Source organism: Agrobacterium sp. MS2 (assembly GCF_003261015.1).
Lineage (GTDB): Bacteria > Pseudomonadota > Alphaproteobacteria > Rhizobiales > Rhizobiaceae > Agrobacterium > Agrobacterium pusense.
On record NZ_QLNF01000086.1, the window covers coordinates 95,992 to 116,705 of the forward strand.

Below are 20,714 nucleotides of genomic sequence, written 5' to 3' on the forward strand. Positions count from 1 at the left end.
AGGGATGAGGGAGACCAGCCTCACACCTTTCCCGTTTCCCAACCCAGCATCGCCCGCTTGCGAGTGAGGCCCCAATGGTAACCCGTTAGAGCCCCGCTTTTGCCGACAGCGCGATGGCAGGGAACGACGAAGGACACCGGGTTTGCCCCCACTGCGGCACCCACGGCACGGGAGGCAGTAGGCTGGCCGATATCACAGGCGATGTGCGAATAGGTGACCGCGCGGCCCATCGGGATTTTGAGGAGGCTTTCCCATACCCGCACCTGAAAATCCGTACCGAGCAGCACAACACGCAGCGGCCTGTCCGCCGACCACATGGACGGATCGAAGATACGGGCGGCATAAGGCGCGGTCGCTTCGCGATCCTCGACATAATCCGCATTCGGCCAGCGGCCGGCCATGTCTTCAAAACAGGCCCTCTCCTCACCCGGATCGGCAAAAGCGCAGCCGGCAAGTCCACGATCGGTCACCATGACCAGCGCAAGACCGAAGGGCGAGGCGTGGAACCCGTAACGGATCGTCAGCCCGCCGCCCTTCGCCTTCCATTCGCCGGGCGACATGGCTTCATGCGTGACGAAGAGGTCGTGCAGGCGTCCCGGCCCCGACATGCCGACCTCGATCGAGGTTTCGAGCAGCGGCAGATCCTCCTCGCGCAAAAGCCGCTTGGCATGATCGAGCGTTACAGCCTGAAGGAATGCCTTGGGCGAAAGGCCGGCCCAGCGGGTGAAAGTCTTCTGCAATTGCGTCGGTGACTGGCCGAGCCTTGCGGCAATGGCTTCGAGGGAGGGCTGCTCGCGATAATCCAGCGTCAAAAGCTCGATGACCCCGCGCACCGTGTCGTAATCGGATCCGATGGGGGTGATGTCTTCGTTCAGCGCAATATTGGCGTTCATCGCAAATCTCCTAACGGGTAAGAGAAAACCATTAAAGCGTGGTCGTCTCCACCCGTTTCTTGCGCCCTGCTCCATTTCTACCGTCATACCGGCCTCGAGCCGGTATCCAGCCAGCCAAAGTCCTTGGGCTGAAAGGAGTCTTTTCCGCCGGGCCGACGCGCGTCGGCTGGATTCCGGCTCAGGGCCGGAATGACGGAGGGAGAGCTGGATTATCCTCTTACATCCGCCGCACCGTCGCCAGCGCACCGCCAAACGCCTTGGCAAAGCTTTCCCGATCATCCGGATTGAGGAACGAGCCGATGTCGGTCGCCCGGCCCTCGCCCGTCACATGCATCGAGACGATGCCGATCTCGTCATGCCGCCTCACCCTGAAACGCGCCCAGAACGGATTGAAGCGATGCTCCACCATTCGTCCGGCAGGGGAGAATTTTCGGATCGACAGGCTGGTGCGCGAGACGCTGACCTCCTCCCGCGCCTTGGCCGCCCGGTAATTGACGCGGAAAGCGATATAAAGCAGCAGAAAATCCAGTCCGAAAAACAGGCCGATCGGCCACGCTCCAGTGGCGAAGAAAAAGCGGCCATAGATCAGGCAGGCAAATCCCGACAGGATGAGAAGCAGCCGGAAACCGCGGCGGCCAAGCGAACGGTGCGGAACGAGTTCCGCCGCGAAAATCGGCTGGTCGTTGAGCGTATCCACGTTGCTTTCCTTTGGGCGGGCTGGCTATAGATAATCCATGACAATCGCCAAGAAACGATCCAGCACCCAAACCTTGAAAAAGTCAAATCCGGCAGCCGCGCGCAGGCCGGCGCGGGTGAAGACGGCCTATTCCAGGGAGGAGCTCAGCGAAATCTTCCGCCGCTTTTCCATCCAGCGGCCGGAACCGAAAGGCGAGCTGGAACATACCAATCCCTTCACCCTGCTGGTGGCTGTGGCGCTGTCCGCACAGGCGACCGATGTGGGCGTGAACCGGGCCACCCGCGCGCTGTTCAGGGTGGCCGATACGCCGGAAAAGATGCTGGCGCTCGGCGAGGAAGAACTGATCGGTTACATCAAGACCATCGGGCTTTACCGTAACAAGGCGAAGAACGTCATTGCCCTGTCGCAGATGCTGATCGACAATTTCGGCGGCGAGGTGCCGAAGACCCGCGACGAACTGGTGACGCTTCCCGGCGTGGGCCGCAAGACGGCCAATGTGGTGATGTCGATGGCCTTCGGCGTGCCCACGCTTGCGGTGGACACACATGTGTTCCGCATCGCCAACCGGCTCTGTCTTGCGCCGGGCAAGACCCCTGACGAGGTTGAAGACCGGCTGATCCGCATCATTCCCGAAGAATATCTGTTCCATGCGCATCACTGGCTGATCCTGCACGGGCGTTACTGCTGCAAGGCACGCAAGCCGGAATGCGAGCGCTGCGTGATTGCCGATATCTGCAAATCGCCGGAAAAAACCTTCGATATTCCGGCGCCGCTGGTGGAATTACCCGCGCAGCTGTTCGGTTCGGCTGGCGGCGAATGAAGGGTCGCGGCGGCTGACAGCCTTGTGCAGATGCACCATCATGGAGGCCGCAAAAAGCGGCGTCAGCAGGTTGAGGAATGGAACCGCCAGAAAGGCCGCAATGACCAGCCCGGCCATGAAGACGGTGGTGCGGTGTTTTACCCGGAACAGCCGGGCGTCAGCGGGCGAGCGGAAGCGCATCGCCGCGAATTCGAAGAATTCCCGGCCGAGCAGGTAACCGTTCACCAGAAAAAACGCGATGAGGTTGATACCGGGAACAAGCAGCAGAAAAAGCGCAATGAGGTTGCCGGCAATGACAACGCCGAAAAACTTGATGGAGGAGAGCACAGCCTCGCCCATCGGCATCGCCCTGCCGGGCGGATCGTCCGGATAGCTCTTTTTTTCAACCACTTCGGCGACATCGTCGAGAAACAGGCCGGCGATGACGGCAGTGACCGGCGAGATGAGCAGCGCCAGTGCCAGAGCCAGCCCTATTCCGGCGAAAATGGCGAAAACGAAGCTCAGCCAGCCCGCCCAGTCCGGCACGCCGGGAATCAGCGCGTCTATCCATGGCAGGGCGAAATAGATGAAGATCGAGCGGATGGCGAACCACAGGGCCGCGAGCACGAGAAGGGTGAGCCCCAGTACCTTCCAGAACACCGACCGGGTTTCGGCGGCAAAGAGATTTTGGAAGGCGAGCCGCGCCGCAACAAAAATCATTCGGAACTCCTTGAAGTTTCTCGGGTTGGGGCACTCTCTCAGGAGGAGATAGGCAATGACCCCATCCTGCGCAAGACGGGGACCCAAAAGGTAGATTAGCGCGATCTAAACCGGAGATGGAATTTCTCTTGAATAAAAGGTATCTCTAAAATATATTAATATACCTATCATAATTCGCATTCCGGTCCGGTGGAGGACAAGGCCGGAAAAGCTATCCCCCACCGTCAAATTGCGGTTCGCACGCTTGTCTGCGCGCGCGCATGCATCATCGTTCAATAAAGATAAGAATGAGGCGTTGGTGGAAAAGCTGCTGTTGAACCTTACGCGCGCCATGAAGGCAGGCACCCCTTCCGAGCGCAAGATCGCCAAATATCTGATCGAACATCTCGACGAATTACCGTTCGAGACGGCGCAGACGCTGGCTGCGAAGCTCGGCCTCAGCCCGATGACGGTCGGACGTTTCCTGCGCTCGCTGGGATACCGGCAGTTCAGCGATATCCGCGCCGATCTGCGCCATGCCGAAGAAACCGCCGGCGCGGACCAGCCCGCAACGGCGGAAGGCGGCGAACGCCAGTCCAACCCGTTTTCACAGCTTCTTTCGCAGCAGATCCAGGCCGTCCAGACTGCCTTCGACATGACGTCCCAGTCAATCTGGCGGCTTGCCATGAACGAGATCGCCACGGCGGGCGATGTCTTTCTGGCAACCTCGCCGGAAGGTCTCGATGCCGGGCGGCATTTCTACGCGCGTCTTCTCGAAAGCCGGGGGCACATCCATTATCTCGGCAGCGACAGCGCCGCCTATGTTGCCCTGTGGGATTTCGACGCCGTGAAGACCCTGCTCGTCATCATGGATTGCGGCGGCAGCCTGTCACCGCTGCAGCGCTTGGCTGCAATGGCGCGCAAGAGCGGCTATCGCACATTGCTGATCACCACGCGCTTTTACGAATGGGGTCCGGAAAGTGCCGACCTCTGTCTCGCCATGCCGCAGGCGCAAAATGGCGGCCAAGGCTTGCTGCAACTGGTTTCCCTGCTGGAATTCACCCTCTGCGCGCTAAGCGCCGGGGCAGATGACGCAACAAAAGCGCGGGCGAAAAACTTTGCCGCGCTGAAGCGCTCGCTACGCGGCTGATCTGCGCTTGGCGGGCGGCAGGATCGAGTGGCCACCACCTGTTTCTTCTCCCGCCGGAGAAGAATCGCGCGGCATCCGTCAGCAAAAATTCCACGCTGATAAGTCAAAGGCTTTCCAGCTCCTGACGATGCCGGTACATGGCGAGAAAACGGCGATAATCCCGCTCATAACGTGGTCCTCGCGCCGGATCGCCTGATATTTCCGCGTTGCCGGGGTACATGGCGGCGCCAGCAGCCGCGAGGCTTGCATGCACCCCGCCGGCGGTTGCCGCTGTCATTGCCGTGCCCAGTAACACCGCATCGGCGGTGGCGGGAACCACGATGCGCTTGCCGGTCACATCGGCATAAAGCTCCATCAGCAGCGGGTTTTTCACATGTCCGCCAGTGACATGCAGGCTCTCCACGGCATAACCGAAACGCTCCATCGCATCGAGCACATGGCGCGCGCCGAGCGCAATCGCAACGGCGGTGCGCCAATAGAGACGGCAGAGACTGTCGAAAGACGTATCCAATGTCAGCCCGCTGATGACGCCGACGGCGTGCGGATCGGCAAGCGGCGAGCGGTTGCCGTGAAAATCCGGCAGCACATGCAGCCGCTCGGCAAAGGCCTCGCCCTCAAGCGCCCGCAATTCCGTTACCCGCGCAACGATGCGGGCATGCAGCGCCGTATCCGGCTCCCCGCCCGCCGCATGCATGCGTACCATATGATCGAGCAGCGCGCCGGTGGCCGATTGCCCGCCCTCCACCAGCCAGTGCCCGGGCAGGATCGCCTGCCAATAGGGGCCCCAGAGGCTATGGCCGGGCATTTGCCGCTCAGACACCGCGACAAGGCAGCTCGAAGTCCCGGCGATCAGCGCAACATGGCGGCCAACATCGGCAGACAGGCATCCGCCCAGCGCCCCCAGCGCGCCGGCATAGGCGTCGATCATGCCCGCAGCGACCTGACAACCGGTATCCAGACCAAGCTCGGCTGCAGCTTCGGGCGAAAGCGGGCCGATGCTTTCTCCCGGCATCACGGTGGTTTCGGGGAGCCCTGCCCGCTCTCTCAAGTCGGCAAGCCCCGCCAGTTCGAGATAATCCGCCTGCCAGCCGGGATTTTCCTGCGCAAGAAAATTCCACTTCGCCGTCTGCGTGCAATTAGAACGTTTTGCTGAACCGGTCGCTTTCCACGTCAGGAAATCCGCCAGATCGAAGGCGAAGGACATGCGCGACCAGCTCCCGGGCATATGCTGCTTCAGCCACATCAGCTTCGGCATCTGCATTTCCGGCGAGACGCTGTTGCCGGCGAAATCCAGCACCCGGTGTCCCGATGCCGTCAGCCGGTCGGCCTCCGATATCGCCCGGTGATCGAGCCAGACGATGGTGTCGAACCGGTCTTCCCCGGTCACGGATACCGAAACCGGCTCACCCCGCCCATCGCGGATGACGAGCGAACAGGTGGCATCGAAACCGATTGCAGCAATGCTTTGCGGCGCAACACCCGCCTCGGCAAGCGCTGCCCTTACCACGATGCAGACTGCCTTCCATATGTCGGTGGAATCATGTTCGGCGTGGTTTTCCTGCGGTCTCTGCATCAGGATCGGATGGGTGGCGCGGGCAAGCAGCCGGCCGGCCGCATCGAAAATGCCGGCCCGGGCGCTGGCGGTGCCGACATCGACAGCGACGAGATTTTGACGCTTCAAGACTGCAATTCCATCCCTTGCGCAACGGCCCGGCGACAGCGGCGGCAGGCGAAATCCGTTTTAGCCTGCATCACGTTCCGCTTGGCCGCCCAAACCGCCCTTCCCCACATAGCTGCCGACAAGTTGGACCAAATCCGGCATCGCGTCAAACACGGCATCCGCGCCAAACCCGGCGATCTTTTCACGGAATGCGGGAAAACGGGCATGCGAACCACCGGTAAAAGCAAAAACGCCCATGCCGGCGGCCTTTGCCGCGGCAATACCGGCCGGGCTGTCCTCGATCACGATGCAGTGACGCGGATCGACGCCCATCTGGCGCGCCGCGTGCAGGAAGAGATCAGGCGCCGGCTTGCCGTTCTTCACCATGGTGGCGCTGAAGACATGTGGCTCAAATTTGTCGATCAGGCCCGTCAGCCCAAGTGAATAACGGATACGCTCCGGCTGGCTGGAAGAGGCGACGCAGCGCCTGAATGGCACAAGCCTGTCGAGCGTCTGCGCAATGCCGTCGATCGGCTGCAACTCGCTTTTGAAGCGCTCGAACAGCGTCGCCCGCATATGATCGAGAAAATCGATATCCGTCTCGACACCGTAATCCTCGAACAACGTCCTTGTCATGCTGGCGACGCTTCGGCCGAGAAAGCGCTCATAGGCTTCCTCCTCCCCCATCGTCACACCCAAATGGGAGAGCATGTCGAGGAGGACGGAGATGGAAACCGGCTCGCTGTCGACAAGAACGCCGTCGCAGTCGAAAATCAAAAGGGGGCCGGTGTCGTCTTCCATCTCATCGTCACTTTTCAGCCAGCTTGTCATCCAGATAAAGCTGCAAGGTCTTCGCTGTACCCTCTTGCCACAGCGTCTTCAGCGCGTGGGCGAAGCGTTTACGGAAAAGTTCCGATTCGGCAACTGCTCCGAAAATATCGTTAAGCGCGAGGAAGGCCATGGGATCGTCCTTGGCCTTGATGGCCGCCGCCTGCAGGCGCTCGGCGCTGGCATCGTTGAAGACGATTTCCTTGCCGCTGTCCGAGGTGCCCTGAAAATAACGGCACCACAAGGCCGAGACGAGGGATAGACCGATGATATCCTCTCCGCGCTCCAGCCGGTCGGCGGTGGAAGGCAGGATGAATTTCGGCTGGCGGTTGGAACCGTCCTGCGCCAGACGCGGAATGGTGTCGCCAATCTTCGGATTGAGGAAGCGCCGCTCGATCAGCGAGAAATACTCATTGAGGTCCGTATCCGGCACCGGCGGAATGACCGGTATGATCTCTTCCTTTTCGAGCTTTGCCAGAAACGCCCGGATCAGCGGATGCTCCATCGCCTCGTGGACAAAGTGGATGTCGAGCAGCGCCGCCGGATAGGCGATTGCCGCATGGCCGCCATTGAGGATGCGGATTTTCATATGCTCATAGGGCGCAACATCGGATACGAACTGCACGCCCGCTTTCTCGAGCGCCGGGCGGCCCGCCGGGAAATTATCCTCCATCACCCATTGCTTGAATTCTTCGCAGAACACCGGCCAGTTGTCGTCGATGTTGAAGTCATCCCGGGCGATGTTGCGTTCGCGATCGCCGGTGGCTGGCGTGATGCGGTCGACCATCGAATTGGGGAAGGCAACGTTTTCGCCAATCCAGTTGGCAAAGGCAGGATCGGACAGGGCCGCCAGCCCGACCACGGCATTTTTCGTGACCTTGCCATTATGCGGAATGTTGTCGCAGGACATGACGGTGAAAGGCTGCACGCCTCTGTCGCGCCGCGCCTTCAGCCCGGCGACGATCAGCCCGAACACGGTTTTCGGCGAAGCCGGATTTCTGCCGTCTTCGGCAATCGCCGGATGCTGCGGGTTAAACGAACCGGAGGCGTCAATGAAATAACCGCCTTCCGTGATCGTCATGGAAACGATGCGGATCTGCGGATCGGCCAGTTTTTCGATGATCGCCGCGCTGTCTCCGACCGGCAGAATATCGATCATCGGCCCGGTGACACGCGCACCGGTGCGGTTATTGTCCTGCTCCACAACGGTCGTCAGGAGATCCTGTGCGGCGAGTTTTTCGCGCATCACCGTATCCGACGGCAGGACACCCGCGCCGATGATCGCGAAGTCATGGTCCGCTCCGGTGTTGAACAGGTCGTCGAGATAAACCGCCTGATGGGCGCGGTGGAAATTGCCAACGCCGAAATGCACGATGCCGGCAGAAAGATCGTCCCGGCTGTAGGACGGAACGGCCGCGGTCTTTTTTGCTTCGTCAAGCGTTGCGAGGGAAAGTTTGCATGTCATGTCATGATCCTCGAAGGGAAAACGGTGGTCTTGCCAATCGCCCTGTCGCGGGCATTCGGACTATCTGCAAACGGCCGCCACCGAATGGCGAGCCGCTGCGTCTTTAGGGCCAGCCCCGCCTAGATTGCCTTGCCCTTGTCATCGAACCTGTGGATTTTGGTATCGTCGGGCGTGATGAAGACAGTGTCGCCGTGCTTGCAGGCGAATTCGCCGTCCGCGCGGGCGGTAATCGGGCCGATGCCTGGGACATCGATATGCAGAAATGTGTCGGAGCCGAGATGTTCGGCGACGGTGACCTTGCCCTGCCAGAGACCGCTTTCCTTCGACAGCACCAAATGTTCCGGCCGAACCCCGGCTGTGGCGGCACCCTTTTGGCGGGCGAAGTCACCGGTGATGAGGTTCATGCGCGGCGAGCCGATGAAGCCGGCGACGAAGAGGTTGGCGGGAGAGCGATAGAGCTCCATCGGCGAACCGACCTGCTCGATATTGCCACGGTTCAGCACCACGATCTTGTCGGCCATGGTCATGGCCTCCACCTGGTCGTGGGTAACGTAGATCATCGTCGTTTTCAGCGTGTTGTGCAGCTCGGAGATTTCCAGCCGCATGGTGCCGCGCAGCGCCGCATCGAGGTTGGAGAGCGGCTCATCAAACAGGAAGGCGGAAGGCTCGCGCACGATGGCGCGGCCAATCGCCACGCGCTGGCGCTGGCCGCCCGAGAGCTGTGAGGGCCGGCGTTCGAGATAATCGGTGAGGTTCAGCACCCGTGCCGCATCCTCCACCTTCCTGTCGATAACCGCCTTGTCGAGCTTGGCCATCTTCAACGGAAAGGCGATGTTGTTCCTGACGCTCATATGCGGATAAAGCGCATAGGACTGGAACACCATGGCAAGGCCACGTTCGGCCGGCGCCCGCTCGGTCACATCCTTGCCGTCGATGACGATCTTGCCGCCGGAGACATCCTCCAGCCCGGCGATCAGGCGCAGAAGCGTGGACTTGCCGCAACCGGAGGGACCGACGAAGACGACGAATTCGCCATCGTTGATATCGAGATCGATCGACGGGATGACCTTTGCCTCACCGAAGACCTTGGACACGTTCTGAAGGGAAATGCTGCCCATGTTTGTCGTTCCTTATTTCACGGCGCCAAAGGTCAGGCCGCGCACGAGTTGCTTCTGCGAGAACCAGCCAATGACGAGAATGGGGGCGATCGCCATCATCGAGGCGGCCGAAAGTTTTGCCCAGAACAGCCCCTGCGGCGAGGAGAAGGAGGCAATGAAGGCCGTCAGTGGTGCCGCATTGGTGGTGGTCAGCCGGATGGTCCAGAAGGATTCATTCCAGGCGAGGATGACGTTTAAGAGCAGCGTCGAGGCAATGCCGGGCACCGCCATCGGTGTCAGCACATGCACGATCTCGTTCCACAGCGATGCACCATCCATGCGCGCCGCTTCCAGGATCTCGCCGGGAATTTCCCGGAAATAGGTGTAGAGCATCCAGATGACGATCGGCAGGTTGATGAAAGTCAGCATGATGGTGAGGCCAATGCGGGTATCGAGCAGCCCGGCATTGCGGAAGATCAGATAGATCGGCACCAGCACGGCCACCGCCGGCATCATCTTGGTGGAAAGCATCCACATCAAAATGTCCTTGGTGCGCTTGGTCGGCGAGAACGCCATGGCCCAGGCGGCAGGAATGGCGATGATCAGCGCGATGATCGTAGAACCTAGTGACAGCACCACCGAGTTCATGAAGGGCTTGAAGTAATCGCGCTGGGTCTGGACCGTCACGTAATTCTCAAGCGTGCCCGAGGGAATGAGGCTGAAGCCGGCGATCGCCTCCGGCTCGGTCTTGATCGAAGTGAGGAAGGCGTAAAGGATCGGAAAGAACAGCAGGAGCGCGACGATCCATGCGGCGATGGAGAAGCCGATCTTTGCGCGAGTGGTTGTCTTGCGGGCCATGATGTTTCCCCTTTACCGGTCGAGGTTCTTGCCGACCGCGCGCATCAGGAAGATGGCGACGATATTGGCGAGGATAACGGCGATGATACCGCCGGCCGAAGCGCCACCCACGTCGTAACCCAGAAGCGCGGTGCGATAGATCAGGAAGGCAAGGTTGGTGGACGCATAACCCGGGCCGCCATTGGTGGTGACGAGGATTTCCGCGTAGACACCGAGCAGGAAGATCGTCTGGATGAGGATGACGACCGTGATGGCGCGGGAAAGATGCGGCAGCGTCAGATAGATGAAGCGGTTGGCGAAGTTGGCGCCATCCATCTCGGCCGCTTCCTTCTGCTCACCATCGAGGGATTGCAGCGCGGTGAGCAGGATCAGCGTCGCAAAGGGCAGCCATTGCCAGGCGACGATGATGATGATGGACAGCAGCGGAAACTGTGCAAACCAGTCCACCGGCTGGAAACCAAAGAAGCGGGAGAGATCGGCGAGCACGCCATAACCGGGATGCATGATCATATTCTTCCACACCAGCGCGGCAACCGGCGGCATGACGAAGAAGGGCGAAATGATCATGATGCGCACGATGCCCTGGCCGAAAATATCGTTGTCAAGCAACAGAGCAATGGCAATGCCGCCGATCACGGTGATCAAAAGCACCCCGCCGACGATCAGCAGCGTGTTCCAGATCGACTGGAAAAAGGCGGGGTCGGTGTAGAAATACTGATAATTGAACAGGCCAGCGAAGCTGACATTGGCCGGGTTCAGGAGGTTGTAGTTCTGGAACGAGAACCACAGGGTCATTGCCAGAGGCACGATCATCCAGACCAGAAGCAGCAGAACCGAAGGCGCAAGCATCACCCGCGCAAGACCGCTTGTGTTTCGCGTTGCCATTTGCACTCACCTCCCCTTGGGCTCGGGCATCAAGAGATGCGCCCGGCATATCCGGAAGAACCGGCTCATTCTTGTTTTGATTTGAAAGCTATCGAAGCCGCATGGCGGTCTTCAGCCCGCAGTCTCGCTGCCCGGCATTGGCGCCGGACAGCGATCTTCGGGAGGATTACTTGATGTAACCGGCGCGGGTCATTTCGCGCGTCGCGGTCGACTGGGCGCTGGCAAGCGCATCATCGACGCTGGACTGGCCGGCAACGACCGCCGAGAACAGCTGACCAACCGTGGTGCCGAGCGCCTGGAATTCAGGGATCGCCACGAACTGACCGCCGGTGTAAGGCACGGGCTTTACAGTCGGCTTGGTGATGTCGGCGGCATCCATGGCGGCAAGCGTCGGCTTGGCGAAGGCGGCAGCCTTTTCATAGTCGGCGTTCTTGTAAAGCGAGGTGCGGGTGCCCGGAGGCACGTTTGCCCAGCCTTCCTTGGAAGCGACGAGTGCGGTGTAGTCCTTGCTGGTTGCCCAGGAGATGAACTTCTCAGCGGCTTCGGCCTTCTGCGAGCTCTTCGGGATAGCAAGGTTCCAGGACCACAGCCAGTTGCCGTGGTTCTTCAGCTCACCATGGGTCGGGAAGAGCGCGTAACCGACCTTGTCGGCAACGGTGGAATCCTTCGGATTGGAAACGAAGGAGGCAGCCACAGTGGCGTCAATCCACATGCCGCACTTGCCCTGCTGGAACAGCGTCAGGTTTTCATTGAAACCGTTGGAGGAGGCACCGGACGGGCCGGCATCCTTCATCAGATCAACGTAGAACTGCAGCGAGCTCTTCCATTCCGGCTGATCGAACTGCGGCTTCCAGTTTTCATCGAACCAGCGGCCACCGAAGGAGTTGGTGAGCGCGCTGATGAAGGCCATGTTCTCGCCCCAGCCGGCCTTGCCGCGCAGGCAGATGCCGTTGATATCGGCCTTGCGGTCGGTGATCTTGCGGGCCGCATCGCCGATGAATTCCCATGTGGGGTTATCAGGCATCTTCAGGCCGGCTTTTTCAAACAGGTCCTTGCGATACATGATCATGGCGGATTCGCCGTAGAAGGGGGCTGCGTAAAGCTTGCCGTCAGCGGAAAGGCCGCCACGGATCGCCGGCAGAATGTCGTCGACGTCATATTTGTCGCCGAGCTTTTCGAGCGGCAGCAGCCAGCCCTGCTTGGCCCAGATCGGCACTTCGTAGTTGCCGATGGTCATGATGTCATATTGACCGCCATTGGTGGCGATATCGGTCGTCACGCGCTCGCGCAGGACGTTTTCTTCAAGCGTTACCCATTCGACCTTGATATCCGGGTTCTTGGCGGTGAAGTCCGAGGTGAGACCCTGCATGCGGATCATGTCGCCGTTGTTCACGGTGGCAATGGTCAGCGTCTCGGCGGATGCAAGGGTCGAAAAGGCGAGTGCCGAGCATGCGCCCAGCAAAATGGTCTTCAATGTCATATCTTCCTCCCAGAAGAAAAATGATGAGCATTCGCTTTGCTCTGGGGCATTTACTCACTCGCAGATCAAAAATGTCAAGCGACATCCTGTGCTGCGACGCAGAGAGAAAAATCAAGTATTTGATTTTACTAAATTAATTTTTGCTCAGTGTGTGAGCAAATATTCACTTGTCGCTTCGTCGGTGATGAGCCCGTTCAACAGGCCACCCTTCAGCGCCGCCAGAATCGATGCGTTCTTGCGCGCACCCTGCGCCATGCCGATGACGGTGCAGGTGTCTCGTGAGGGAATGGGAACGGAGGCGACGCGCTCGTTGACGGAATGCTCGAGAATGCGACCTCCCGCGTCATATATCCAGCCGCAGATCTCACCGACAGCACCGCTCGCCATCAGCGCCTTCATCTCATCGACGCCTAGAAAACCATCAACGCAGAGCGGCGCGTTCTCACCGAGTTCACCGACACCAACGAAAGTGACGTTGGCGGCAGCGCCGAGCGCCAGCGTGGAGCGCACCATGGACTGATCATGTAACAGTTCCCGCTCCTCTGCCGATGAACAGAGCACCGGTAACGGCATCGGGAAATGCCGCGCCTTGATGGCATCGGCCATGCTGAAGATGACGTTGTAATAGGCGGCCGATCCATCAGGGCCGATATTGCCGGTCAGCGACACGATGCGGTGCTGCGGGCACTCCATCGGCGGCAATTGATCCACGGCAGCCTTCAAGGTGCGGCCGGTACCGATGGCGAGCACGATGGGATCGGCATTCTTCAGCCAGCGCTCGATTTCCGCCGCGCCCGCCTCGGCAATGCCGACGGTCGAGGACACACCGGCGGGATCGCTCGGCACCACCTCGATATATCTAAGGTCGAATTTCTCTTTCAGCCGCTCGGCCTTTTCGAGACAGGCGGCAATGGGGTGGTCGAGCCGGACCTTGATCAGCCGCTCGGCAACCGCCAGCGACACCAGCCGCTGCGCCGACTGCCGGGAAATGCCCATGGCGCCGGCAATCTCGTCCTGCGTGCGACCGGCGACATAATAAAGCCAGCCAGCACGGGCCGCATCATCCAGCCGTCCATGTGCGTCGTTTCGTCTGGCCATGCCGCTGCCCCCTGAGAATTTCGTCTGCGCATTTGCTGGCATTTTTTTGCAGCGGCTGTCAAACGGGGGGATGCGCAGGGGAGCGTGCGACGGGCGTAAAATCATCTGTCGTGGCAGTGCGGCAGGTTTCTTCTCCTCGAGGGGGAGAGGTGGCCCGAAGGGTCGGATGAGGGGGCAAGCTCTCGGTTTATCTCTACCCTTGCCCCCTCATCCCGCTGCCGCGGACTTTTCCCCGGCGGGGAGAAGAAATATGCGGGAACCACCCGGTCCCTTTATCTGCGTCAGCCCGAAGCCAGCACTGCTCAATCAAGCCGCTTCCTGCACCAGGTGCCCCGCCGAAACCTCACGATAAAGCCGCTGCGGCGGCACATAGTCCACCGGCCGGATCGGGCTTCTGATCTCGTCGGTCGCCATGTTGCGCTTGATCTGCCGTCGCGCGGGATCGGGCACCGGAACGGCGGACATCAGCTTCTTCGTATAGGGGTGCTGGGGATTATCGAAAACGGCCGCGCGCGGGCCGATCTCGACGATCTCGCCAAGATACATCACCGCCACCCGGTGACTGACCCGTTCCACCACCGCCATGTCATGGCTGATGAACAGGAAGGCGAGGTTGAGGTTTTGCTGCAGGTCGAGCAGCAGGTTGCAGACCTGCGCCTTGATCGAGACATCGAGCGCCGATACCGCCTCATCGGCGACAATGACCTTGGGATCGAGCATCAGCGAGCGGGCAATGGCGATGCGCTGGCGCTGGCCGCCGGAAAATTCATGCGGGAAGCGCCGCATCATATCCGGGCTCAGGCCCACTTTTTCCAGAAGATCGGCAGCCTTTTCCCGGGCCTGCTGTTTGGTTCCGAGGCGATGTTCGATAAAGGGCTCCATGATCGCCGTGCCGACGCTCATGCGCGGGTCGAGCGAGGCGAAGGGGTCCTGGAAGATCATCTGCACGCTGCGGCGCATGGTTCGCAGCGTCGTCTTGTCGAGCTTCAGCACCTCGTAGCCATCGAGCATGACATCGCCTGACGTCGGCTCGATCAGCCGGGTGATGGAGCGGCCCGTGGTGGACTTGCCGCAGCCCGATTCACCCACCAGCGAGAGGGTTTCGCCCTCGGCGAGATCGAAGGAAACCTTTTCCACCGCATGCACGGCGCCGGATTTGCGGCCGAATAGGCCGGAGCGGATGTCGAAACGGGTGGTCAGATCCTTGACCGAAAGGATGGGCGTGCGGCCGCCGGAGACAGTATCCTTCACGTCCGCCACAGGCTGACTTTCGCCGGTCTTGATATCGATGATCGGGAAACGGGCCGGCAGCAGCCTTTCCTTCATCGAACCCAGCTTCGGCACCGCGGAAAGCAGGGCTCGCGTATATGGGTGGCGGCCACGATGGAAAATGTCGTCGGTGGTGCCGGTTTCCACCACATCGCCACGGAACATGACGATGGTGCGGTCAGAGACTTCCGCCACCACGCCCATATCGTGGGTGATGAAGAGAACCGACATGCCCTCCTCTTCCTGCAATGTCTTGATGAGGTCGAGAATCTGGCCCTGGATGGTCACGTCGAGCGCCGTCGTCGGCTCGTCGGCGATCAGCAGCTTCGGTTTGGAGGCAAGCGCCATGGCGATCATCACGCGCTGGCGCATGCCGCCGGAAAACTGGTGAGGATAATCGTCGAAACGGTTCTTCGCATTGGGAATGCGGACTTTTTCCAGAAGCCGGATGACCTCGGCCTTTGCGGCAGAGGAGGAAATATCCTGATGTACGGTCAGCGCTTCGGCGATCTGCTTGCCGATCGGAAAGATCGGGTTGAGGCTGGTCATCGGCTCCTGGAAGATCATCGAAATGTCCTTGCCGCGGACCTTGCGCATCTCTTCTTCCGGCAGTGCCAGCAGATCGCGCCCGCCGAGCATGACCTTGCCTTCGATGCGGCTCGTCTTTTTATCGAGCAGCCGCATGATGGAGAGCGAGGTGACGCTCTTGCCCGAGCCGCTCTCGCCGACGATCGCCACCGTCTCACGCGGCGCGATCTCGAAACTCATATTGCGCACCACGGATTTCCAGCCGCCATCGACGCGGAAGGAGGTGGTGAGATTTTGAACCGATAAAACCGGGCTGACCGAACCGCCGGTCTGTTCCATTGATGTCGCTGCCAAAAGCATGCCGATCTCCTGAAAAGCAGAAGGCGGCCACGAGGGGCCGCCGGATGTCTCATGCAGCAAGTGCGGTTTCGGCCATCGAAACCCAGTAGCTGATGCCGTAAGGCAGCGCGTCGTCGTTGAAATCATAGGCGGCATTGTGCAGCCTGGCGGTATCGCCATTGCCGATGAAGATGAAGGCGCCGGGGCGCGCCTCCAGCATGTAGGAGAAATCCTCGGCGCCCATATGCGGATTGGGATTGGTGTTGACGGCGTTGGCGCCGGCCACACCCATTGCCACGCCGGTCGCGAATTCTGTCTCGTCACTGTGGTTGAACGTGACGGGATAACCGCGATCGTATTTCACCTCCACCGTCGCGCCATGAGCCATGGCGGTGGCGGCGGCCACTTCCTTGAGGCGCTTTTCGGCGAAATCGCGGGTCTCCGGCAGCAGCGTGCGCACGGTGCCGGTCAGCGTCACCGCACCGGGAATGACGTTGGACGCCGTGCCGCCATGGGTGGTGGCCACGGTGACGACGAGTGATTTCAACGGATCCGTCTCGCGCGAGACGATGGATTGCAGGGCGATGATGATATGCGCCGAAGTCAGCACCGGATCGATGGAAAGATGCGGTGCCGCCGCGTGGCTGCCCTTGCCGGTGATGGTGATTTCGAAACTGTCCGCAGCCGCCATGGTGGAACCCTTGCGGATGGCGAACTGCCCGACGGGGATGCCCGGCTCGTTATGCATGCCATAGACCTGCGAGATGCCGAATTTCTCCATCATGCCGTCATTCAACATGGCAAGCGCTCCCGCGCCACCTTCTTCCGCCGGCTGGAAGATCACGGCCACCGACCCCTTGAAATTGCGCGTCTCGGCCAGATATTGCGCCGCACCCAAAAGCATGGCGGTATGCCCGTCATGACCGCAGGAATGGGCCTTGCCCGGCGTCTTCGAGGCCCATGGCTTGCCGCTCGTCTCAAGGATCGGCAGCGCATCCATGTCGGATCGGAAACCGATGGTCGGACCATCCCCGTGCCGGCCCTTGATGATGCCGACCACGCCTGTTTTGCCAATGCCCGTTTCGACCACGTCGCAGCCGAAGGATTTCAGTTTTTCGGCAACGAATTTCGATGTTTCGTAGACATCGTAGAGCAGTTCCGGGTGTTCATGCAGATGGCGCCTCCAGCCGGCAACTTCTTCCTGCATTTCAGCCACACGGTTCAATATCGGCATTCTCTTTTTCCCTTTTTTTGTTCCCCGCCGGGTTGTCGGACGCCATATTGAGTTTGGAATTTCCTCTTTTGCAAGCATGAAATTTGCTGCATGAGCGAAAAATAGGCCCAAAACTAAATGGCTCAAAATTTGTTCATCAATGAAACATTCGGACTTGCTTTTCAAAAAAACTGACAATAGCATCATCTGGAATGGAGGAATATTCCTTAGCAAAGTCAAATAGTTAGAATAACAGACCTTGCACATGACGACGGGAAAAGCGTCAAACATTCAAACAGATAAAATCCAAAAAGGGGAAAACCACAATGAAGAAGCGCAGCGTTCTCTTTGCCGGCACGGTGGCGGCCATGGCTCTCGCGGGCTCTGCCGCCCACGCCGAGCGCGGCAGTGACGGCGAACTGAAAATCCTGTTCTGGCAGGCCGTATCGACGCTTAATCCCTATCTGTCGGGTGGCACGAAGGAAGTCTACAGCTCGTCCATGGTTATCGAGCCGCTGGCGCGGTATGACGAAAAGGGCGAGCTGGTGCCGATGCTGGTGACCGAGATTCCGACGATCGACAATGGCGGCGTCGCGAAGGATCTGCTCAGCATGACGTGGAAGCTGAAGACCGACGTGAAGTGGTCTGACGGCACGCCCTTCACCGCAGAGGATGTGATCTTCACCTGGAAATATTGCACCGCACCCGATGGCGGCTGCGCGCAGGCGGCACAATATGAGGGCGTGAAGAACGTCGAGGCCATCGACGACCACACCGTCAAGGTCAGCTTCACCGAGCCGAAACCCTACCCCTATTCGGCATTCGTGGGCGCACAGTCGCCGGTCATCCAGAAGAAGCAGTTTGAAAAATGCGTAGGCGCGGCAGCTCCCGGCTGCACCTCCGCCAATTTCGGCCCCATCGGCACCGGCCCCTTCGTCGTCAAGGATTTCAAGCCGAACGACGTCATCAGCTTCGTTGCCAACCCCAATTACCGTGACCCCGCCAAGCCCGCCTTCGCCACGGCGACCCTGAAGGGCGGCGGCGATGCCGCTTCCGCCGCGCGCGCCGTGCTGGAAACCGGGGAATTCGACTATGCCTGGAACATGCAGGTCGAGCCGGAAATCCTCGCCACCATGGTGGCGGCCGGCAAGGGCAAGCTGGAAACCGCCTTCGGCACGCAGGTCGAGCGTATCAATCTCAACTGGTACAATGCCGATCCTTCGCTGGGCGACAAGCGCTCCACCAAACAGGCCGGTCCCCATCCTGCCATTTCCGATCCCGCCGTGCGACGCGCGCTTTCGCTCGCCATCGACCGTGAGGTCATCGATGAAGCAGGTTACGGAGAAGCGGGCAAGCCGACCTGCAACATCGTACCGGCTCCGGAAGCCGTCGCTTCCACCAAGAATGACAGCTGGTGCCTGAAGCAGGATGTGGAAGGCGCAAACAAGCTATTGGACGATGCCGGCTGGGTGAAGGGTGCCGATGGCATTCGCGCCAAGAATGGCGTGAAACTTTCCTTCCTTTACCAGACGTCCACAAACTCGGTTCGCCAGGCCACGCAGGAACTGGTGAAGGACATGTGGTCGCAGATCGGCGTCGCTTCCGAACTGCGCAATGTCAGCGCTTCGGTCTTCTTCGGCGGTGACCCGGCGAGCCCGGATACCTTCCAGAAATTTTATGCCGACGTCGAAATGTACACCAACAATTTCGACGGTACGGACCCGGAAAAATATCTGGCGGAATGGCTGTGCGACAAGATTCCGGCCCCTGAAAACGGCTGGCAGGGGCAGAATATTCCGCGTTACTGCAACCCGGAATTCGACAAGCTTGTGGGTGAACTCTCCAAGACCGCCGACCTTGCCAAGCGTGCGGAGATTTCCAAGCAGCTCAACGACATGCTGACGGAGGAAGGCGCGCATATTCCGCTCATCCACCGCGGCAGCGTTTCCTCGCATTCGCTGACGCTGGAAGGCGTGCGCATGAATGCCTGGGACTCGGAACTCTGGAACGTCGCGGACTGGTCCCGCGAGAAGTAACACGCAGATGCGCCGGCTTCTCCCCCGGAGAGGCCGGCCTTCTGCATGCCCCTGGACCATGTTCTGAAGACACATTTGCCGCGTTAAGGCGAAATAGCTCCCAATTTTCGCTCTGCCGCGCTCTGGGTCTGGAGAGTTTCAGATGTTTACCTTTACGCTCCGGCGGCTAGCCTTTGCCGTTCCGACGTTGCTCGTCATCAGCTTCGTCATCTTCGCGCTGCTTGATCTCGCGCCCAACGATCCGACCGGCGACCTTCCCCTCACCATCCCGCCTGAAGTGCGTGAGCAAATCCGCGCCTCGCTTGGCCTCGACCAGCCCTTCTTCATCCGTTACCTGATGTGGCTGCAGCAATTCTTCATCAACGAGCCGCTGAACCTCTTCGAAAAGCTGACCGGCTGGCAGATCGGCGATGGCAGCCGTATGCGGGTGCTTTCCTGGGCGACACGCAGCCCGGTGGTCGATCTCGTCATCCAGCGCATGCCGCAGACACTGTGGGTGGTGGGCCTTGCCTATCTCTTCGGTGCGCTGCTGGCGATCCCGATCGGAGTGATCTCCGCCTACAAGCAATATTCGATCTTCGACCAGATCGGCACTTTCGTCTCCATGGTCGGTTATTCGGTGCCGACCTTCTTCACCGGCGTGCTGCTGGTCGTCATCTTCAGCTCTTACCTGCAATGGTTCCCTTCAGTCTACGACACCAATCTGAGGGTCACGGACTGGGCGAGCTTCGTGGCGCAGGTGAAGCAGATGTTCCTGCCGGTGCTGGTCCTGACGCTCTATAACGTCTCGCAGATCAGCCGCTTCGTGCGCGCCTCCATGCTCGACAATCTGCATCAGGATTACGTGCGCACCGCACGCGCCAAGGGCGTGAAGGAAAAATCCGTGCTGCTCATCCACGTGCTGCGCAACAGCCTCATCCCGGTCGTAACGGTTATTGCGCTTGGGGTGCCGACCATCTTCTCCGGCGCCATCATCACCGAGCAGATTTTCCGCGTGAACGGGCTTGGCCAATTGCTGATAACAGCCGTTCAGGGGGCGGATATTCCGCTGGTTCAGACGCTGACCTTCATCTTTGCGGTGCTGATCGTGCTCTTCAACCTGATTGCCGACGTGCTTTACGGCATTCTCGACCCGAGGATCCGCTATGACTGACGCCACCATTACAGCGCCGACGGTTGCGGCCACCCCCACGCAATCCGCCCTTGCCGATATCTGGAAACAGTTTCGCGTTCACAAGGGCGGCGTGGCGGGGCTCTTGGTCTTTGTCTTCATCCTGCTCGCGGTCTATGTCGGGCCTTATATCCACACCGTTGCTCCGAACGCCATCAATGTGAAGGCGCGCAACCAGTGGCCGTCGCTGGCGCATCCCTTCGGCACCGATAATCTTGGCAAGGACATGCTGGCGCAGGTCCTGGCCGGCGGGCGCATTTCACTTGCCGTCGGCATCACCGCGATGCTGCTGGCTCTGTTCCTCGGCACGCTGGTGGGTGTTCTATCAGGTTATTTCCGCAGACTGGACGGACCCTTGATGCGCCTCACCGACCTGTTCCTGGCGCTACCGCTTTTGCCGCTGCTGCTCGTCATCCTGATGCTGTTTCGCGACACGCTGCGTGCGGCCTTTGGACCGGAGACTGGCATCTTCATCCTGATCGTCTTCGTGATCGGGATAACCAGCTGGATGAGAGGTGGCTCGGTTTGTCTGAACAGTTTCGGGCTTTT

Annotated in this window: 17 protein-coding genes and 1 pseudogene; 5 read left to right on the forward strand and 13 right to left on the reverse strand. The window is 60.0% G+C overall.

Annotation, left to right across the window (positions count from 1 at the left end; all coding sequences use genetic code 11):
* Nucleotides 1-20: 20 nt before the first annotated feature.
* Both DOU54_RS23380 and DOU54_RS23385 read right to left on the reverse strand, forming a co-directional pair.
* Complete coding sequence (locus tag DOU54_RS23380; RefSeq protein ID WP_034496818.1) at nucleotides 21-893, reverse strand: methylated-DNA--[protein]-cysteine S-methyltransferase; 873 nt, start codon at nucleotides 891-893, stop codon at nucleotides 21-23.
* 217 nt (nucleotides 894-1,110) lie between these two features.
* Nucleotides 1,111-1,590 carry a DUF2244 domain-containing protein gene (locus tag DOU54_RS23385; RefSeq protein WP_113731864.1) on the reverse strand — a complete coding sequence of 160 codons (480 nt, stop codon included), beginning with the start codon at nucleotides 1,588-1,590 and terminating at the stop codon, nucleotides 1,111-1,113.
* A 37-nt stretch (nucleotides 1,591-1,627) separates the two neighbouring features.
* On the opposite strand from DOU54_RS23385, the gene nth reads away from it, so the two are divergent.
* The gene (nth, locus tag DOU54_RS23390) at nucleotides 1,628-2,410 is read left to right on the forward strand and encodes an endonuclease III (RefSeq protein ID WP_004445242.1); all 783 of its coding nucleotides are present in this window, start codon (nucleotides 1,628-1,630) and stop codon (nucleotides 2,408-2,410) included.
* Here nth and DOU54_RS23395 read toward each other — a convergent pair.
* Nucleotides 2,372-3,109 carry a sulfate transporter family protein gene (locus DOU54_RS23395; protein ID WP_113731865.1) on the reverse strand — a complete coding sequence of 246 codons (738 nt, stop codon included), beginning with the start codon at nucleotides 3,107-3,109 and terminating at the stop codon, nucleotides 2,372-2,374. The genes nth and DOU54_RS23395 overlap by 39 nt on opposite strands.
* 295 nt (nucleotides 3,110-3,404) lie before the next feature.
* On the opposite strand from DOU54_RS23395, the gene DOU54_RS23400 reads away from it, so the two are divergent.
* On the forward strand, nucleotides 3,405-4,238 hold the full coding sequence (locus DOU54_RS23400; RefSeq protein ID WP_113732087.1) for a MurR/RpiR family transcriptional regulator: 834 nt from the start codon (nucleotides 3,405-3,407) through the stop codon (nucleotides 4,236-4,238).
* A gap of 103 nt (nucleotides 4,239-4,341) precedes the next feature.
* On the opposite strand, the gene DOU54_RS23405 is transcribed toward DOU54_RS23400, so the two are convergent.
* The 10 genes from DOU54_RS23405 to DOU54_RS23450 all read right to left on the reverse strand — a co-directional run bounded on the left by DOU54_RS23405 (nucleotide 4,342) and on the right by DOU54_RS23450 (nucleotide 16,979).
* On the reverse strand, nucleotides 4,342-5,919 hold the full coding sequence (locus DOU54_RS23405) for an FGGY-family carbohydrate kinase (RefSeq protein ID WP_072493054.1): 1,578 nt from the start codon (nucleotides 5,917-5,919) through the stop codon (nucleotides 4,342-4,344).
* Nucleotides 5,920-5,979: 60 nt separating this feature from the next.
* Entirely contained in the window at nucleotides 5,980-6,699 is a 720-nt protein-coding gene (locus DOU54_RS23410) for an HAD family hydrolase (protein ID WP_113731866.1), read from the reverse strand.
* A 7-nt stretch (nucleotides 6,700-6,706) separates the two neighbouring features.
* Nucleotides 6,707-8,191 carry a mannitol dehydrogenase family protein gene (locus DOU54_RS23415; protein WP_072493056.1) on the reverse strand — a complete coding sequence of 495 codons (1,485 nt, stop codon included), beginning with the start codon at nucleotides 8,189-8,191 and terminating at the stop codon, nucleotides 6,707-6,709.
* 119 nt (nucleotides 8,192-8,310) lie between these two features.
* Nucleotides 8,311-9,309, reverse strand: coding sequence for an ABC transporter ATP-binding protein (locus tag DOU54_RS23420; RefSeq protein WP_072493057.1), 999 nt, complete (start codon nucleotides 9,307-9,309; stop codon nucleotides 8,311-8,313).
* A 12-nt stretch (nucleotides 9,310-9,321) separates the two neighbouring features.
* Nucleotides 9,322-10,146: a carbohydrate ABC transporter permease gene (locus DOU54_RS23425; protein ID WP_004445255.1), complete on the reverse strand. Its 825-nt coding sequence runs from the start codon at nucleotides 10,144-10,146 to the stop codon at nucleotides 9,322-9,324.
* 12 nt (nucleotides 10,147-10,158) lie between these two features.
* Nucleotides 10,159-11,031, reverse strand: coding sequence for a carbohydrate ABC transporter permease (locus tag DOU54_RS23430; RefSeq protein WP_034496826.1), 873 nt, complete (start codon nucleotides 11,029-11,031; stop codon nucleotides 10,159-10,161).
* Between the two features lie 166 nt (nucleotides 11,032-11,197).
* Nucleotides 11,198-12,511 carry an ABC transporter substrate-binding protein gene (locus DOU54_RS23435; protein WP_034496827.1) on the reverse strand — a complete coding sequence of 438 codons (1,314 nt, stop codon included), beginning with the start codon at nucleotides 12,509-12,511 and terminating at the stop codon, nucleotides 11,198-11,200.
* Between the two features lie 144 nt (nucleotides 12,512-12,655).
* Complete coding sequence (locus DOU54_RS23440; RefSeq protein WP_113732088.1) at nucleotides 12,656-13,609, reverse strand: sugar-binding transcriptional regulator; 954 nt, start codon at nucleotides 13,607-13,609, stop codon at nucleotides 12,656-12,658.
* A 306-nt stretch (nucleotides 13,610-13,915) separates the two neighbouring features.
* The gene (locus tag DOU54_RS23445) at nucleotides 13,916-15,766 is read right to left on the reverse strand and encodes an ABC transporter ATP-binding protein (RefSeq protein WP_022562770.1); all 1,851 of its coding nucleotides are present in this window, start codon (nucleotides 15,764-15,766) and stop codon (nucleotides 13,916-13,918) included.
* A 49-nt stretch (nucleotides 15,767-15,815) separates the two neighbouring features.
* Nucleotides 15,816-16,979 (reverse strand): M20 aminoacylase family protein, encoded by a 1,164-nt coding sequence (locus tag DOU54_RS23450; protein ID WP_113731867.1) that lies wholly within the window; start codon nucleotides 16,977-16,979, stop codon nucleotides 15,816-15,818.
* A gap of 305 nt (nucleotides 16,980-17,284) precedes the next feature.
* Here DOU54_RS23450 and DOU54_RS23455 point away from each other — a divergent pair, with 305 nt between their 5' ends.
* From DOU54_RS23455 to DOU54_RS23465, 3 genes and pseudogenes are all read left to right on the forward strand, one after another.
* Nucleotides 17,285-18,994, forward strand: coding sequence for a peptide ABC transporter substrate-binding protein (locus tag DOU54_RS23455; RefSeq protein WP_113731868.1), 1,710 nt, complete (start codon nucleotides 17,285-17,287; stop codon nucleotides 18,992-18,994).
* 142 nt (nucleotides 18,995-19,136) lie between these two features.
* Nucleotides 19,137-20,147 (forward strand): ABC transporter permease, encoded by a 1,011-nt coding sequence (locus DOU54_RS23460; RefSeq protein WP_004445267.1) that lies wholly within the window; start codon nucleotides 19,137-19,139, stop codon nucleotides 20,145-20,147.
* A pseudogene (locus DOU54_RS23465) lies at nucleotides 20,140-20,676 on the forward strand (ABC transporter permease); the annotation flags it as partial. The gene DOU54_RS23460 and the pseudogene DOU54_RS23465, both read left to right, overlap by 8 nt.
* Nucleotides 20,677-20,714 lie beyond the last annotated feature (38 nt).

What these genes read in the sequence shown, in the direction of transcription:
- DOU54_RS23380 (WP_034496818.1), bottom strand. Translation starts at nt 893, where the DNA reads ATGAACGCCAATATTGCGCTGAACGAAGACATCACCCCCATCGGATCC.
- nth (WP_004445242.1), top strand. Translation starts at nt 1,628, where the DNA reads ATGACAATCGCCAAGAAACGATCCAGCACCCAAACCTTGAAAAAGTCA.
- DOU54_RS23395 (WP_113731865.1), bottom strand. Translation starts at nt 3,109, where the DNA reads ATGATTTTTGTTGCGGCGCGGCTCGCCTTCCAAAATCTCTTTGCCGCC.
- DOU54_RS23410 (WP_113731866.1), bottom strand. Translation starts at nt 6,699, where the DNA reads ATGGAAGACGACACCGGCCCCCTTTTGATTTTCGACTGCGACGGCGTT.
- DOU54_RS23415 (WP_072493056.1), bottom strand. Translation starts at nt 8,191, where the DNA reads ATGACATGCAAACTTTCCCTCGCAACGCTTGACGAAGCAAAAAAGACC.
- DOU54_RS23420 (WP_072493057.1), bottom strand. Translation starts at nt 9,309, where the DNA reads ATGGGCAGCATTTCCCTTCAGAACGTGTCCAAGGTCTTCGGTGAGGCA.
- DOU54_RS23425 (WP_004445255.1), bottom strand. Translation starts at nt 10,146, where the DNA reads ATGGCCCGCAAGACAACCACTCGCGCAAAGATCGGCTTCTCCATCGCC.
- DOU54_RS23430 (WP_034496826.1), bottom strand. Translation starts at nt 11,031, where the DNA reads ATGGCAACGCGAAACACAAGCGGTCTTGCGCGGGTGATGCTTGCGCCT.
- DOU54_RS23435 (WP_034496827.1), bottom strand. Translation starts at nt 12,511, where the DNA reads ATGACATTGAAGACCATTTTGCTGGGCGCATGCTCGGCACTCGCCTTT.
- DOU54_RS23440 (WP_113732088.1), bottom strand. Translation starts at nt 13,609, where the DNA reads ATGGCCAGACGAAACGACGCACATGGACGGCTGGATGATGCGGCCCGT.
- DOU54_RS23445 (WP_022562770.1), bottom strand. Translation starts at nt 15,766, where the DNA reads ATGCTTTTGGCAGCGACATCAATGGAACAGACCGGCGGTTCGGTCAGC.
- DOU54_RS23450 (WP_113731867.1), bottom strand. Translation starts at nt 16,979, where the DNA reads ATGCCGATATTGAACCGTGTGGCTGAAATGCAGGAAGAAGTTGCCGGC.
- DOU54_RS23455 (WP_113731868.1), top strand. Translation starts at nt 17,285, where the DNA reads ATGAAGAAGCGCAGCGTTCTCTTTGCCGGCACGGTGGCGGCCATGGCT.
- DOU54_RS23460 (WP_004445267.1), top strand. Translation starts at nt 19,137, where the DNA reads ATGTTTACCTTTACGCTCCGGCGGCTAGCCTTTGCCGTTCCGACGTTG.